At 42.0% G+C, this 15,614-nt stretch carries 14 protein-coding genes; 4 read left to right on the plus strand and 10 right to left on the minus strand.

From position 1 onward, the window contains the following. The first annotated feature begins 70 nt into the window (after window positions 1-70). The 4 genes from ACFOU2_RS00770 to ACFOU2_RS00785 all read left to right on the plus strand — a co-directional run bounded on the left by ACFOU2_RS00770 (window position 71) and on the right by ACFOU2_RS00785 (window position 2,636). On the plus strand, window positions 71-889 hold the full coding sequence (locus ACFOU2_RS00770; protein WP_377911327.1) for a TrmB family transcriptional regulator: 819 nt from the start codon (window positions 71-73) through the stop codon (window positions 887-889). Between the two features lie 55 nt (window positions 890-944). Further along, window positions 945-1,664 carry an AzlC family ABC transporter permease gene (locus tag ACFOU2_RS00775; RefSeq protein WP_377911328.1) on the plus strand — a complete coding sequence of 240 codons (720 nt, stop codon included), beginning with the start codon at window positions 945-947 and terminating at the stop codon, window positions 1,662-1,664. 2 nt (window positions 1,665-1,666) lie between these two features. Beyond that, window positions 1,667-1,972, plus strand: a complete 306-nt coding sequence (locus ACFOU2_RS00780; protein WP_377911691.1) for an AzlD domain-containing protein — start codon at window positions 1,667-1,669, stop codon at window positions 1,970-1,972. Window positions 1,973-2,045: 73 nt separating this feature from the next. Further along, a complete protein-coding gene (locus tag ACFOU2_RS00785) occupies window positions 2,046-2,636 on the plus strand; it encodes an LOG family protein (protein WP_377911693.1) in 591 nt (196 codons plus the stop codon). A gap of 162 nt (window positions 2,637-2,798) precedes the next feature. Here the strand turns inward: ACFOU2_RS00785 and hxlB are convergent, their stop codons facing one another. The 10 genes from hxlB to ACFOU2_RS00835 form a co-directional block, all read right to left on the minus strand. Beyond that, window positions 2,799-3,350 carry a 6-phospho-3-hexuloisomerase gene (hxlB, locus tag ACFOU2_RS00790; RefSeq protein WP_377911330.1) on the minus strand — a complete coding sequence of 184 codons (552 nt, stop codon included), beginning with the start codon at window positions 3,348-3,350 and terminating at the stop codon, window positions 2,799-2,801. Window positions 3,351-3,372: 22 nt separating this feature from the next. Further along, on the minus strand, window positions 3,373-4,305 hold the full coding sequence (locus ACFOU2_RS00795) for a sugar phosphate isomerase/epimerase family protein (protein ID WP_377911332.1): 933 nt from the start codon (window positions 4,303-4,305) through the stop codon (window positions 3,373-3,375). 1 nt (window position 4,306) lies between these two features. Then, complete coding sequence (locus ACFOU2_RS00800) at window positions 4,307-5,758, minus strand: PTS transporter subunit EIIC (protein ID WP_377911334.1); 1,452 nt, start codon at window positions 5,756-5,758, stop codon at window positions 4,307-4,309. After that, window positions 5,758-7,881 (minus strand): BglG family transcription antiterminator, encoded by a 2,124-nt coding sequence (locus ACFOU2_RS00805; RefSeq protein ID WP_377911336.1) that lies wholly within the window; start codon window positions 7,879-7,881, stop codon window positions 5,758-5,760. The genes ACFOU2_RS00800 and ACFOU2_RS00805 overlap by 1 nt, the downstream gene beginning before the upstream one ends. Before the next feature lie 111 nt (window positions 7,882-7,992). Next, entirely contained in the window at window positions 7,993-9,498 is a 1,506-nt protein-coding gene (gene xylB / locus ACFOU2_RS00810) for a xylulokinase (protein ID WP_377911338.1), read from the minus strand. 163 nt (window positions 9,499-9,661) lie between these two features. Beyond that, window positions 9,662-10,708 carry a zinc-dependent alcohol dehydrogenase family protein gene (locus ACFOU2_RS00815; RefSeq protein ID WP_377911340.1) on the minus strand — a complete coding sequence of 349 codons (1,047 nt, stop codon included), beginning with the start codon at window positions 10,706-10,708 and terminating at the stop codon, window positions 9,662-9,664. Window positions 10,709-10,722: 14 nt separating this feature from the next. Continuing rightward, window positions 10,723-11,826 carry an NAD(P)-dependent alcohol dehydrogenase gene (locus ACFOU2_RS00820; RefSeq protein WP_377911342.1) on the minus strand — a complete coding sequence of 368 codons (1,104 nt, stop codon included), beginning with the start codon at window positions 11,824-11,826 and terminating at the stop codon, window positions 10,723-10,725. A gap of 236 nt (window positions 11,827-12,062) precedes the next feature. Further along, the gene (locus ACFOU2_RS00825; RefSeq protein WP_377911344.1) at window positions 12,063-12,902 is read right to left on the minus strand and encodes a carbohydrate ABC transporter permease; all 840 of its coding nucleotides are present in this window, start codon (window positions 12,900-12,902) and stop codon (window positions 12,063-12,065) included. Continuing rightward, the gene (locus ACFOU2_RS00830) at window positions 12,903-13,835 is read right to left on the minus strand and encodes a carbohydrate ABC transporter permease (protein WP_377911347.1); all 933 of its coding nucleotides are present in this window, start codon (window positions 13,833-13,835) and stop codon (window positions 12,903-12,905) included. A gap of 59 nt (window positions 13,836-13,894) precedes the next feature. Beyond that, window positions 13,895-15,445 (minus strand): extracellular solute-binding protein, encoded by a 1,551-nt coding sequence (locus ACFOU2_RS00835; RefSeq protein WP_377911349.1) that lies wholly within the window; start codon window positions 15,443-15,445, stop codon window positions 13,895-13,897. Window positions 15,446-15,614: the final 169 nt, after the last annotated feature.

A 15,614-nucleotide genomic window follows, 5' to 3' on the forward strand; every position in this document is an offset into this window, starting at 1 on the left:
ATTGACACTTTATGATTAGGAATTTATTATTAGTAGTAATAAAACTAACGACTAACAAGGGAGGGTAAAAATGCACGAGGAATTGTATCACCAGCTGCAGAAACTCGGGTTCTCTCAATATGAAAGCAAGGCATATGTCACACTGCTTCAACACTCATCTATTACCGGGTACGAGGTAAGCAAGAGGTCCAGTGTGCCCCGTTCGATGATTTATGAAGTTCTCGGAAAGCTGATTGATAAAGGAGCTGCCTACATCGTTCCATCTGATCCGGTAAAATATGCCCCTGTTCCCGCGAAAGAAATGCTGGCAAGGGTTCAAAAAGAATTCTCCGAAACCGTCGAGTACCTGGAATCCACCTTGCATTCATTGGAAAGCCAGCCTGACATGGAAGTCATTGTACATATTGACGGTTATGAACAAGTCGTGCAAGAAATGCTGGGGATCATTAAGCAAGCCAAACATGAACTTTGGCTGTCCGTTTGGGAGCCGCAAGTTTCTCATTTTCAAAAGGCCGTCAATCAAGCAGCCGAGAAAAACATTCCCGTGTTCTCAATCGTGTTTGGAGCAGAAAATGAAACGTTAGGACGCACTTTTCACCATAACTATATGCTCCCTGAAGTCGTCAAAGACCGAATTGGCGGTTACCTGACCATAGCAGCGCGTGACGGTGAAGAAGTTGTCATTGCCAACTTTATGGATGAGTCCCTTCCCAGGGCTGTCAAAACAAAAAATCCGGCACTCGTCCTCGTAGCGACTGAATATATACGCCATGATATTATGATTGAGGAAATAACAAGAGAATTTGGGGCAGAAAGGCTCGATACCCTCTGGCGGAGTCGTCCTGATTTATATCAGGTTGTGACAGGAAAACGGTTCAATGTCAAATGAGCCATTTTTCCGTCCTTTTATAGTAGTTAAACATATACATCTAAGGGAGGTTAACATGAAGCAGAACGACTGGAAAAAGGGCTTTACAGACGCCCTTCCGATTGCATTTAGCTTTATTTTATTTGGAGGCATCTTCGGCATGCTTTCCGTTCAAACAGGCTTATCTGTTTTGGAAAGTGTCGGAATGTCCCTCATCGTGTTTGCAGGTTCGGCACAATTCACAGCTATATCTCTTTTATCTGATCACGCAAGCATGTGGACAATTATTCTTGTTACTTTTTTCATTAATTCACGCCATTTATTGATGGGTTTATCGATGTCGCCTTACTATCAACCGTTTTCCAACAAATTTTCGACCATTATGGCTTTTTTCCTCATCGATGAGCAATACGCGATTACGATGAACCATTTCCGTCATCATAAAGCTACACAGCGTTACATTATGGCAGTGAGTTTCACATTATATGGAACATGGGTTATCGGAACATGGCTTGGGACTTTAACGCAAAGCCTGATTCCAGACCCTGAACAACTGGGATTAGGATTTAGCTTTACGGCCTTATTTCTCGCTTTAGTTTATTTTCAATTTACCTCTCCTTTGCGAATCGCCGTCTTTATTCTGTGCGGAGTGGCGTCAGTTCTTTTTTCTTTCATCTTACCTTATGGATTGCATCTTCTCGCAGGCGGGGCCATCGCCTTTGCCATCGGTTATTTCTTTAATAACGAGAAAGTAGGCGAACAGCCGGATGAGGTAAAAGAGGGGGTGACAGCGTGAACATGTTGCTTCTTTATTTAGGGATGGCTGCTGTTACGTATTTATCAAGAAGAGCCTTTTTACGGCTTCCTGACCGCCTGTTCTCGCCGCGTTTAAAAAATGGGCTTTCCTTTATTCCAATCGGCATTTTCGCAGCACTCATTTTTGAATCATTGTTTTTAAAAGACGGCTCCTTATCATTTGAACCACTCTACCTATTTGCAAGTGCGGTTTGTTTGTTGATGATGAAGTTGAGTAAAAACGTATTTATCAGTTTTGGTGTCAGTCTGTTGGTCGTTGTGATTTTCAAAATAGGGTTCGCGGGATAAAATCAAAAGATTCCCTATTGAAGCAGAAGGAATTAATAGGGAATTTAAAGAAACTCAGGGGGAAATGATTATGATCAAACGTGTATGTGTGTTTGCAGGTTCTAACGTCGGGTTAAACCCGCAATTTGAAAAAATGGCCGAACTGCTCGGGAATGAGCTTGTAAAAGGCGGTTATGAATTAGTGTACGGCGGCTCGAATATCGGATTGATGGGCCGGTTGGCCAATACCGTTTTACAACAAGGCGGCAATGCAATCGGGGTCATGCCAAGGGGGCTTTTCCGGGGAGAAATCGTTCATACAGAACTTACTGAACTGCACGAAGTCAAAGACATGCATGAACGAAAAGCCAAAATGGGTGACCTGTCAGATGCCTTTATCGCCCTTCCCGGCGGCTTTGGAACATTCGAGGAAGTATTTGAAGTTGTCAGCTGGGGGCAGATTGGCATCCATCGTAAACCGATCGGGCTTTTGAATGTGGATGGCTATTACAATCCGCTGCTGCAGATGGTAAAAAACGGAATGAATGCCGGATTCATTCCTGCTTCTCATGCCCCATTGCTTATTTGTGAAAATGAACCTGCCATTCTATTAAAAAAATTGAAAAACTACGAGCCTATCTCCACTGCAAATAAATGGAGTGAGTTAGAGGACTTATCTTTATAAACAGCAAAAGGCTACTGAACTCCCAGGAACCTTTCATTGTTCGTGATGCATGTGCGGCTGACAAGAACCCGAAAGGGAGATTGGCAGCCGCTTATGCGTAAATCATTTAACATGAGAACGCTTTTTACTCATGCTAAATGATTTATGTGGATTCATCTATCATTACTCAAGGTTTGTATGATAGTCCTCCATTTGTTCTTCAGAAACGCCCAGCCTTTCCTTCAACAAAACGACCACAAGCTCGAAAAGCAGCAGCTGGGCCTGTTCAAACAGTGCACCCATCGGTTGGAGGGAAGTGCGCGCTTCAATATCATCTTTCATCGTCTGTGCCTCAATATGAATAAAATGATCTACATACTCCATTAAAGGCCCCTCCGTGTTGGCAGACATGAACAAAACGCTCGCTTTTTGTCTTTTCACGATCTTTAATAACGCTTCAACGGTTGCCAGGTACCCGGTCCCGGAACTCGCAACGAACAAGTCCCCTTCCTTCAGTTTTGGCGTCGTTACATCGCCAACCACATGTACTTTTAAACCAAGGTGCATTAAGCGCATGGCAAAAGCTTGAAGCATTAACCGTTCTCTTCCCAATCCGTAGATAAAAATGCGGTTTGCTCGGGCAACTTCTTCTACAAATATCTCTACTTGTTCTTGTTTAATAGATAAAAAGGCTTTTTCCAATTCTGTCAGCATTTGTCTTTTTTGCTCTTTCATCTTTTTCCTTCCCTCCCCTAAACTAAATTTCGTACCCTTTTTCCTTTAGGGCACTTCTCCAATAATTCACGCTCTCCATGATTTCCTTCTTCACGACAGCGTCATCTTCCTCAAAGGGATGCCCTATTTCTAATAAGAGGGTCATCCGTTCTCTCTCCATTTGTTCTACTGATTCTATTAACTCGGAAGCATTAATTTTACCAATCTCATTATATCTGGAGGTAAACGGCCAGTGACGATCCAACGTTCCATCCGTTTGCTGAAGATGGATGATAGAAATATAATCGCTGAGCCGTGTCATCCAGGCATATGGATTGGCATCATCCCCTGACGCCTCCCGATTGGTTGTGTGGCCAACATCAAAACAGATTGAAAGACTAGCAGCATCCCTTCCTGCCAAACCTCGTATTTTTTCGAGAAAATCCTTTATTTCCTTGATGGTAACGGGATTTTCCCTCATAATTGGTGTAGGCTCCCAATAAAAATGCTCAATTCCGTATGTTTTTGCTTTTTGCAAAAGAGAGACCAATGCTTCTTCTCCCCATTTTTCCATATACATTCGTTGTTGAATATCAAAAAATGTGTTTAGGTCCATTCCGCCAAACGGTCCGCCTGTGCCATTCGTTCCAAGCTTTTCGGTCATTGAAAAAGCATGTTCAAACCAATCTAAACCGTCAATCCTCCCTTCTAGCAGCGGGTGATAAAGAAGATTATGGGAATAAATGGAAAGTCCTGTAAATGTAGAGTGGATTAAAACATTACGTTTTTCGCATTCATTTCTTACTAACTCGCAATAGCCCTGAACACTTTCTTTTCTGCCTCGCGGATCAAATTGATCAAAGGAAAACTGAATGACATCAAGCCCAAGTTCTTCCTTAACAAATCGAATCCATTCTTTCGGATCGCCCCATCGTTTAATGGCAAAGCCCGTTGAGATCCCGAACGTTATTTCCACCTTACCGTACACTCCCCTCTTCAAAAGAATGACCGTTTGTTTGACTTTCTTTCACGATGGCGACGATGGCATCGTATTCATGAAAGTCCGTAAACGAATCCAGACAGTAACATGTTTTTTCTGGTGAAATATTCATCACAATATTCTTTAATTGTCGGTGACAAATGATGAAATCGGCCTCTTGCGGAATTTCATTGACAGAGGCATTATCGACTTGAATCGTACTTAAATTGGCTTCCTTCAATTTTTTTCTCAACATGGCTGCTCCCATTGCACTTGAGCCCATCCCGGCCTCACATACAAACAATATATAGTTAACAGGCTTGCGGAATGTAGGATGGATTGCCTGCTCTCCCTTGCTCCCCGAATCATCTTGCTCTACGAGGTGTCGAATATGGTCTAGATGTTGCAACTGATGGATTTCTGCCATTTGCTGTTCATAGTCTACATTTGAATCATTGACAACTTTTCTATCCAATAACAAATAGGCAATGAAAAAGGAAACAAAACCAGATAGGAAAATCCCTATTAAGACATAAGACAAATCAGAAGAAGGTGCCAGCGCCGCAATTAACAAAATGCTTCCTGGGGAAGGTAATGATACAAGCCCTACTCCATACCATTGAAAGAATGAATTTCCAATCAATCCGCCGACAATGAGGGCTAACACTAATCGCATTCGGCGTAATACATACGGGAAATAAATTTCATGAATGCCGCCAATAAAATGTATAAAAATGGAGAGAGTCACCACTTTCTTTTTTGCCTTATTGGTTTTCAACCAATAAGCAGTCAAAATCCCCAGTCCCGGACCTGGATTGGACTCGAGTAAAAAAAAGATCGATTTCCCTAAATCTTTTGCCTGTTGAATGCCTAAAGGCGTTAACATCCCGTAATTCAATGCATTATTGAAAAATAAGACTTTCCCTGGTTCAATGAAGAGCGATGCAGCCGGTAACCATCCCCAATAAATTCCCTTCTGCAAAAGGGCGATGACCCATTTAACTCCCGTTGACAATGTTTGCCCTACATAAAGGAAACAGGCAATAGTCAGCACAATTCCGATCATGGCCGTTACAATGTTGGAGATTAATAGTTCGTAGCCAATAGGGATACGTTGTTTTAACAGTTTGTCAACCCGGTAAATGATCCATCCCGTGAGCGGTCCAATTACCATGGCACCGATAATGATGGGAACGGAGCTCGCCAATGTTAAGCCATATGTGACAATCGATGCTACAACCGCTCCCCGTTGTCCACCCGTCAGTCTTCCCCCTGTATACGCCAATAATATGGGCAATAGCGTTTCATAAATGGGATTGACCAATAATAAGATCCGATCGTTGTAATAAAAACCGTAAATGCCGAATAACTCTCTGATTAATCCAACCACAATAATGACCGCTATGTTTTGATAAACTATTGCGCTTAGAAGCTGGCCAACCTTTCTCATTAATTGACCGGCTCCTTCAATGTTGCTTCTAGCTTTGCAAAATAAACCTGTGACAAAAGTGTTTCAACCTTGCTTCTAACGGTACTTTCATCATCCTTTAATAACATATTCATAAACGAATCTTCAATTAAATTGGCGCTTATTTCACTGATCATTTGTATATGCTCTTTTGGTGAATCCTTTGGTGCCAATAATAAAAGAAAGGTACTCACTTCTTCGCCTGCCCAGTATACCGGAGAGTGAAAACGGAACAGAGCGGCGAACAATTCTTCTACACCAGTTGTTCTAGAGTGAAACAAAGCTAACCCGTTCAATATAAAATTCCCTTGTTGTTCCCTTCTTACCAAGTCTGATAATACTTGTTTTTCATCCTTTATAAAAGAAAAGTGTCGAACACATGACATCATTTCTGACAAGTCTGCTTGCTGCTGGAAGGAGGCCACTTCGAAAATTTTCAAGTTTCTTACTATTTGCAGCATGGCTTCTCCATATTTAGCGGATGATACAACGGCAGATGGGACACGCTTTTCCTCGGGAACCAAATCATCTTTTCTTGTAGAGGAAAACGAAACTCGTTTTTGGATTTCCTGCAAATCATGTGCATCTAAAAAAGGGCTCACGATAATGTATTGACTTTGGTCAAGAAAAGGCAATACAACTGTCGACACAATCAAATCAACATCATTCTTCTCATTCATATACTCTTTTAATTCCGTTACAGACAATATGTGTTCTACTTGCAAACCTTGAATCTCTTTTCGCAGCTTGGAAGATAAATAGGTGGAGGTCCCCATGCCGCTTGCACATACAATAATAGCTGATAATTTGGGCTTCCCCTGTTCTTTTTTCCTTAATGCAGCTGCCCCAATATGCATGGCTAAGTATCCAATCTCATCTTGCGGAATTGACCGGCCTAATTTTTGTACTAATATAGAAGAAGCCTGTTCACAAGCAGAAAAAATATTATCATACCTTTTTTGAATTTCTTTCAGCATCGGATTATGGATTTGCAATCCCAATTTCAAACGATTGATGGCGGATACGAGATGTGAACATAAACCTTCGTATAAGATTAAATCTTCGGAAAGAGAAAGATGCAAACATTTTTCAACTGAGCGTATAAAACTTTTTGTTAAATCCACCCATTCTATGTCCAAATCATTTAAAGAAGCGCTGCTTGCTTGGTGTTGAAACCTGGCTCCATATAGATGAAGGGTAATATACCCAATTTCCGTTTTTGGCATCCTAATATGCAGCTGCTGTTCTAATTTCTCGGCGATGATGATGGCAATTTGAAATTCTTCTAAATGATCGACATAGGGAATAATAGGAGCATCTCCTTCTATTTCTTCATATTTCATCCTCTCGATTGCAAGAAGCAAATGGACAATCAGATTGACGTAATTGCGGTCTGATAACTTAATTGTCCCATTTTGCCCAATGGCTTCCTTCACAATTTTTTCAACTAAATGAATGTTGGGCGAGTGAATGAATTTTTGCAACCTCTTTTTTACGACCGTTCCTAATTGCAGTTGTCCAATTGCTGATTCCTCCCCACTTGAAGACATCTGAAAAATCTCAAACCATTCCTCGAACGTAATATCTTTATGAATAAGCTTTGAGCAAGCCATTCTCTTTTGGCTTTCTTCCCCTTCAACGGCAACCCCAATACCAGGTTTCCTTATAAGTTGGACCCCCATTGTTTGGCATAATTGGTCGATTTTATCCAAATCGTTGCTAACCGTCGCTTCTGTTACACCGAATTTATAACTCAAGACAAATTGTTTGATTGGTTCACGGTTCAAAAGCAATTCATACATAATGGCTTCTTGTCTTTCTTCCGGTGTGTAAAGCATATATGAATTCGCCGTTAATAACTGCTGCATGAACGACTCCTTATCACGTACAGCTCCCTCGATTTGAATCCCTGCACCAAATTTCTTGACCAATTTCAGTTGATAGGTCTTTAAAATGGCTTTTAAAGAGGAAACTTCCCGTTGAATCGTGCGGGTACTCACTTTAAACATTTCTGCCAAATACTGATATGAAACTGGTTTGGAACTCGACAATAATATTTGCAATAACTCTTGCTGGCGTGAATTCATCACGAACTGTTCTCCCATTTTTTCCCCCACATTTCTCTTTTTCTGATAAATTAGAATTTTATTTCATTATACATAAAACACTTTTATCATTGAAGACTTCGAAAGTGTGTAGGGAAAAAATCGTTTGGGCTATTTCAATCTCTTGTATAAAGGAGCGACTGTTTGATACAAAGAGGAATAAACATCATATAAACGTTCATATTTCCCTGTCAATTCCATTTCCGGCTCTGTCAATCTTGCTTCTGACGTATCAAATGGAATATCCCCAGGCCTTTTCCAAACACCAGTACCCAATCCTGCTAGAAAAGCTGCTCCTAAAGCCGGGCCTTCGCGTTCTTTATAGGCAACGAAACGGGAGGAGAATACGTTGGATAAAATTTGGCTCCATAATTCACTTTTCACCGCTCCTCCTGTCAAATACAGCTCATCATATGCCTTCGTGCCATCGAGTTGTTTGATGAGCTCCAAACACTCTTTCATACTGAATGCCACTCCCTCTAAAATGGAACGGACAAAATGGCCTCGTGAATGTTGATAAGATAATCCGAAAAATACGCCGCGCGCATCCGGATCATTATGAGGGGTTCTCTCTCCATTCAAATAAGGAAGAAAAATGAGTTTTTCCGCTCCAGGTGGGACCTCTTCCGCTTGTTTGATCAATTCCTCAAACGATTGGCCATAGAATTGGGTTTTAAACCAGCTCAATGACATGCCTGCAGATAAAGTCACCCCCATTGCGTGCCATTTATTCGGTAAACAGTGGCAAAAGAAATGTACGGTTTGAAGCTTTTCATTATGCACTTCAAATTGCGGCACCTCGTTGAATGGAACAAAAACGGTGCCTGATGTGCCAATACTCACAATTCCCATGCCTTCTTCGTATATTCCATTCCCTAATGCCGCAGCTGCATTATCGCCTGCTCCAGCAACAATTGGAATCCCTTCTGGTAATCCCGTCTCTGCATTAGCTTCTCTTGTAACAGTGCCTGCGACCTCCTGACTCTCATACACTTTTGGGAACCAACTTGGAGAAAATCCTAATGCTTCTATTAGAGCTGTTGACCAATCCCGTCTTTCGACATCAAAAAGCACTGTACCGCTTGCATCAGATACATCAGCCGAAAATTCTCCGCTTAAACGGAACACAATATAATCTTTCGGCATTAGTACACGGTGAATTTGCTTGAAAACAGCAGGTTCATGCTTTTGGACCCAGCGAATCTTCGGAGCTGTAAAACCTGGTAGAACCGCATTCTTTGTTATGTTATACATCTTTTCTTTTCCGACAATGTTCTCAATTTCCACGCATTCTTCGCTTGTGCGTACATCATTCCACAAAATCGCCGGCCGAAGTATTTTATTATGGTCATCAAGTAACACCAAGCTGTGCATTTGTCCGCTTATCCCAATGGCTGTTACTTGTTTGGGATCAATGCCTTTATCCCAAATTTCCCTGCAAGCTTTCACAAAAGCCTGCCACCAGATAAGGGGATCTTGTTCCGTCCACCCCGGTTGAGGGACTTCAAATTGGTAGGAGGCATAACCGCTTGCTTTCACTTTGCCATCTAACGTGATGACAACCACCTTTGTCCCCTGTGTCCCGATATCTGTTCCGAGCAATAATGGCTCACTCATCACATCACACCCTTTTCTTTTATATAAATCCGCCTTGTGTTATTAGCATATTCCCTTTCTCACTTCTATGTTTTATGTTGGAGCAAGGATTAACAGGTTCAAAATGCCTTTTTGTAAGGGTTTGCCAGGAGACCTGGCAAACCCTTATGCTTGGATGTATCTATTACCAGGAAGGATACACGAGTACTTTGCAATCCTCCGGACTTTTTGGTTGAGACATATAATCCACAAATTCATGCAAGTCAATTTTCTTTGTCACAAGGGACGAAACATCCACTCTCTTTTCTTCTATCATATATAGCGCCTGATAAAAGTTAAATTTTAACGCCATCGTGCCAAGATACTTCCAATCTTTATGATAGATGTCAAAAGGGTTAATAGAAATTCTCGCATTGTTTGGAGCAACACCAAACTGTAAAATCCGGGCTCCCGGACCCGCAAAGGTGAACATGTTTTCGATCACAGCAGGAATGCCTGTCGCATCGACCACAATATCAAATCCGTTCGGATATTGTTTCCCGCCTATCTTTTCTTCCAATTGGGCATCACTTTTGTAAGCAGATGTAGCACCGAGTCGTTTGGCTGTTTCCAGCTTCTCATCAGCAATATCCACTAACACGACTTCTGAAGCACCGCTAGTACGAATCGCTTGAACGAGCATGAGTCCCATTGGTCCGGCGCCGAAGATCAGCACCTTTTCACCGAATTTCACATTGACCCGTTCAAGAGCATATGCCACACATGACATTGGCTCTACTAAAGCTCCCTCTTCAAATGTCATGCTGTCCTTCATCCTATATAGGTTTTTAGCCGGAACTTTCACGTACTCTGCAAACGCTCCATTTAATGTGACACCAATCGCATTCCAGTTTTTGCAATGATTGAATTGATTATTGCGGCAATGGTAACACTTCCCACAATAAACGGACGGATCAACCGATACACGTTCCCCCAAGTACCAACCTTCAACGCCCTCTCCTATTTCAAAAACGGTGCCTGCAAATTCATGGCCGCCCACGAGCGGGTACGGCGAGATGAAATCCCCCTCTAAAATATGGTAATCCGTTCCGCAAATGCCAGAGCAATGCACCTTAACCGTTATCTCTCCCGGGCCCGGAACCGGATATGGAACCTCCTCGATTGTCATATTATGCGGTCCATTGTAAACGGCCGCTTTCATTGTCTTCACCTTTGTCGATACTGTAGTCATATTATTCCCTCCCCTTACTCTTCCACGATTCCATTCGGATAGACGACGACTTTTAAACTTTCCTGTTTATTCGTTCTTGCCCGTTCCATTGCTTCCTTTGTTTGTTCGAGCGAAAAACGGTCTGTTATCAAACTTTGCAAGTCAGATTGTTTGGAGGCCAAAAATTGAATTCCTTGCGGGTACGTATTGGCATAACGGAAAACACCATAGATATCCACCTCATTATCGGCGATGAACGGCACATTTAAGGCAATTTCGGATTGCGGAGGCAAACCGACAATGGCCATTTTCCCTCCTCTTTTTAAGGAAGCTAACGCTGATTGTAATGCTTTTGGATTTCCTGCTGTTTCAAAAGCTACATCAACACCTTTACCATTTGTCAACTTTTTGATTTCTTCAACCGGATCACTTTTTAATACGTTAATCGTATGAGTGGCACCAAGCCGTTTGGCTGCTTCTAAACGATTCTCTTCAAGGTCTGTCACAATGATGGTCGATGCTCCGAATGCTTTTGCGGCTGCGATGGCCGTCAGTCCGACAGGCCCCATTCCCATAATGGCAATAGTGGAACCAGGCTGCAGCTTTGTGCGTTTGGCGGCATGAATACCTACAGAAAAAGGTTCATTCAGCGCCGCTTCTTCAAAAGTCAACTCATCAGGGATCGGAAATAAAAAATCTTCCCGATGTTTAATGTATTGAACAAAAGCTCCGTCTACAGGCGGTGTGGCCAAAAATTGAACATCAGGACAAAGGTTGTATCTCCCTTCTTTGCAATATTCACAGCGGCCGCAGGTGATCCCCGGTTCGATTGCCACCCGATCCCCCACTTTAAATTTTGTTACACTGTCGCCAATCTCCGCCACGATTCCTGCACATTCATGTCCTAAAATAATCGGTTTTTCCACCACATATCGTCCGATTTTTCCATGTTCGTAATAATGGATATCCGACCCGCAAACTCCAACGGCCATCACTTTGACAAGCACTTCATCTCCTGTCGCTTTCGGAACGGGAAGTTCTTTGATTTCAATGTCAAATGGCTCATTCATGACCGCTGCTTTCATCACAGCAGGAGCTTCTTTTTGTAATTCGTCTTTGGCAACACTTTGTGTACTCATCTCTTCATCCCCTTTGATTTCAATATTCTATATAGGTCCAATTTAATTTTTTAACCTCTGTCACCGGTCCTTCTTCTACTTGCGCTTTTCTGTTTTTTCATCTTGAACGATCTTACAAAGGTCTTCGTATAAGCGGCTGACAAGAACCCGAAAGGGAGCTTGGCGGCCGCTTATGCGTAAATCATTTGCGTGGATGTTTTTTATCCACGTCAAATGATTTATGTGGATTGATATACTTATTTCACCGCCCCCATCGATAATCCTTGCACCAGATATTTTCGGACGGCCAATCCAGCAATGACCATTGGAGTAATAATGACCGTGCCTGTCGCCATCGCCTGTCCCCATGCGATACCTGTTTGTGTAATTAAAAGCGAAGCAGCCACAGGAATGGTTTGTGTATCATGCCCTGAGAAAATGGAAGCAAACATAAAATCATTCCAGGAAAACATCAAACAAAGGATGCCTGTTGCTACAAGACCAGGCGCTGCAGGCGGCAATGCAACTTTCCAAAATGCCTGGAATTTGCTGCACCCGTCAATCATCGCCGCTTCTTCCAGCGCAGGCGGTACTTCTTTAAAGAACACCATCATCATCCATAAAGCAAAAGGCAAATTAAATGTTGTGTATGCGAAAATTAAACCGGGCATTGTCCCGATCAAACCCAATTTTGAAAACATTAGGTATAGTGGTAAGATGACAGCCGGAACTGGTGCCATGCGTGTACTGATGATCCAGAATGACAATCCCTTTTCATTTTTGAACTTTCCCCGCGCAAGGGCAAAGCCTCCCAATGTTCCAAGAATAAGCGAAATAGCTGTAGAAACAATGGCAGCTATTAAACTATTGGATAAAAAGCTGAAAAAATTCCCCTTTTCCGAAAACATATATTGATATGTTTCAAAGTTAGGTTTAAACAGGAACTTCGGCGGCATCGAAAACATTCCTGCCTGATTTTTAACAGATGATAGGACCATCCATACAATGGGAAGAAGAGCCCAAATCAACGCAATCGTCACAAGTACATATAAAATGATATTGAGGGCAATCTTTCTCGTCTTGATAGACATATCCATTTACTCTTCTCCTCTCGCCATAAAATTGACAAAACGTTTTCCAAGAAAAATCGTTACAAATAACATGGTTAAACCGAGCGCTGCAGCTGTACCAAAATCCTGAAATTTAAACGCTATTTCCAATAAATAGTAGCCGATCACTTTTGTAGAATCCGCAGGCCCTCCTTCTGTCGTAATCTTGATGATGTCAACGAAGCGGAGAATGTCCATGGAGCGAATTAACAGGGCGACTAAAACCGTTCTAGAGATAAGCGGCAAGATAACGAACAGCAATTTTTGAACGTAATTGGCTCCATCGACTTCCGCTGCTTCCAGCGCATCTGTCGGCAATGACTGCAGTCCTGCCAACACGATCATTGTAATGAGCGGTGTCCACTCCCATACATCCATTAAAATGACGGCCGGTAAGGATGTACTGACATCTCCCAATATCTCTTTGTTTACTCCCACAAAACCTAACAGCCATGCATATAATCCATACGTAGAGTTCAACAGGAACCGTCCTAACAAACCGGCTACAACAGGGGCCACAAATACTGGAATCATCCATAATGTAACAACTAGGTTTCTCCCTTTAGGAAGTTGATAAATTAATAGAGCGACTCCAACACCAATGATAAGTTCAAGAAGTAATCCCGTTATCGTGAAAATACCCGTTCTGCCCCACGAAGCCCAAAATGTTTCATTAATGAATACTCGTTTCCAATTCTCGATTCCATTAAAAGCCGGCTGATCCATTGACAGCATAAAATCCATAAAGCTCGCGTAAATCAAATAAATAAATGGAAAGATACTGATAATGGCAAGCAAAACAATGGAAGGGAACAACATCCAGTGTTCCGTCTTAAATTTTGGAAGGTGGATGAATTTTTTAGAAACTTTAGCAGAAGCCACGGTTGACTGCTCATATACCTTTGAAGATTCAGTATTCACAAACCCACTCCTCTCTTATTTGAATAGGAAAGGGGAAATCCCCCTTCCTGCTCTGTGCCTTAGTTACCGGTTGCCTGATCACTTTGTTTAGCAATTTCTTTTACCGTTTCTTCAGGACTTTGTTTTCCTGCTAACATTTTCGATAACTCCGTAAAAATAAACGTATCCACTTGCGGCCATTGAGGAATTTTCGGACGCATATATACATTCTCTTCTTTCCATGCTTCTAGCGTTGCCATCATCGGCAGCAAGTTCGGCATTTGTTTTGCCTCTTCCGTACCTGTCTGCATTCCTTTTTGAACATCCTGTAACTCATAGACGGAGTGACGGGTTGGCGTTGATCCGCCTTGATCGGATTTTAAAATCATATATTGAGACTGCGGTGATGTAGCCCAAACTAAGAACAGCCATGCTGCTTTTTTCTCTTCATCACTTGCATATTTATTAATTCCGATTCCTGTTCCCCCGTAAATATGAGCGTTTCTTTCTTTCCCTTTCGGCAAGACAGCCCAACCAACATTACCGGCTACTTTCGATTTAGATGGATCTTCAAAGGTAGATGAAAATTCGTGCCATTCCGGTGCCATCGCTACCTCTCCCGCAGCAAATGCCTCGGCAAGTCCTGACCAATCCCATGATGTACTTCCTGGTGCAGCCACTTTTAGAAGTTTGTTATAAAACTCAGCCGATTCAATAGCAACATCTGAAGTCATTGCTGATTTACCAGGATTTGTTTTACCCACACTTCCTAAGTTGCTCTCTTTAAAATAATCTCCACCATTTGCCGCTAAAATGACACTGAAGTCACACATTAACGAATCATATTGCTTTGCCTGGTGGCCAGTACCATATTTCACTTCTGTAATGACGCCTTCTTTTGCTTTTTCCGTAATCCATTTCGCCGCTTCATAGTATTGGTCCCATGTTAAGTTCGGGCCCGGTGTCCAATCGAAACCCTTTTCTGCCATGAATTGATCTTTATACTTTTCAATGACATCTTTACGGTACGCCAATACCATCGTTGGTGCGTCGTAAGGAAGAGCATAAAGGGCATCTTTGTTACCCATATATCCATCTACTTCGAGCTGGCTTTGAATGAAATCATCGAGGCCACCTGGAAGCTGAGGCATAGTTGGTTCTTTCATAAAGTCATTTAAATTAACAAAATGCTGGGACTGCTTAGCTAAAATTTGATATGGATCCGCATAAATAATGTGATATTTTGCAGATTTGGCATTGAAATCCAAGCTTGTTTTCTCTACAACTGTACTTAAATCACTTTGTTCAATATTAACTTTAATGCCTGTTATGGACTCAAATTTGTCAATATTAGCTGCCAGAGCAGACGATGGCGGGGTGTTCTCCGAAATCACATTTAATTCAACCCCTTCGAATTGCTTCCAATCGAACCCTTCCGGTGCTGTGATTTTTGGCAGGCCTTCGACCCACCCATCAAAAGGAGCATCCACCTGTACTTCCGTGTTAATTTTGTCTGCATTTTTACTTTTCGTATCAACGGCTTGTTCTGTACTTTTGGATGAACAAGCTGTCAATAACATAGAAAAAGTAGATGCTACAATGAGCCCTTTGAACAATTGACGCTTTCTCAATCGGATTCCCCCTTCTTTTTGTTTGCTTGTATACGCTTTCATTATAGTTGCTGAAAAGAGGAAGATGAAAGACAAAGATGTCATAACTTTGTCACAAGTAAGTTGTGACACTTTTTAAAATAAACATGATTCTCCGTTTATTTACTTTTAGTAAACCATCTGTATTCTT

Source organism: Bacillus songklensis, from assembly GCF_042649685.1.
Taxonomy (GTDB): Bacteria; Bacillota; Bacilli; order Bacillales; family Bacillaceae_H; genus Bacillus_BA; species Bacillus_BA songklensis.

Excerpts from the sequence above, each read along its gene's own strand:
- hxlB (WP_377911330.1), bottom strand. The coding sequence starts at position 3,350 with ATGAAAGAGCAAAAAAGACAAATGCTGACAGAATTGGAAAAAGCCTTT.
- ACFOU2_RS00780 (WP_377911691.1), top strand. The coding sequence starts at position 1,667 with ATGTTGCTTCTTTATTTAGGGATGGCTGCTGTTACGTATTTATCAAGA.
- ACFOU2_RS00770 (WP_377911327.1), top strand. The coding sequence starts at position 71 with ATGCACGAGGAATTGTATCACCAGCTGCAGAAACTCGGGTTCTCTCAA.
- ACFOU2_RS00820 (WP_377911342.1), bottom strand. The coding sequence starts at position 11,826 with ATGAGTACACAAAGTGTTGCCAAAGACGAATTACAAAAAGAAGCTCCT.
- ACFOU2_RS00825 (WP_377911344.1), bottom strand. The coding sequence starts at position 12,902 with ATGGATATGTCTATCAAGACGAGAAAGATTGCCCTCAATATCATTTTA.
- ACFOU2_RS00815 (WP_377911340.1), bottom strand. The coding sequence starts at position 10,708 with ATGACTACAGTATCGACAAAGGTGAAGACAATGAAAGCGGCCGTTTAC.
- ACFOU2_RS00775 (WP_377911328.1), top strand. The coding sequence starts at position 945 with ATGAAGCAGAACGACTGGAAAAAGGGCTTTACAGACGCCCTTCCGATT.
- xylB (WP_377911338.1), bottom strand. The coding sequence starts at position 9,498 with ATGAGTGAGCCATTATTGCTCGGAACAGATATCGGGACACAGGGGACA.
- ACFOU2_RS00800 (WP_377911334.1), bottom strand. The coding sequence starts at position 5,758 with ATGAGAAAGGTTGGCCAGCTTCTAAGCGCAATAGTTTATCAAAACATA.
- ACFOU2_RS00805 (WP_377911336.1), bottom strand. The coding sequence starts at position 7,881 with ATGGGAGAACAGTTCGTGATGAATTCACGCCAGCAAGAGTTATTGCAA.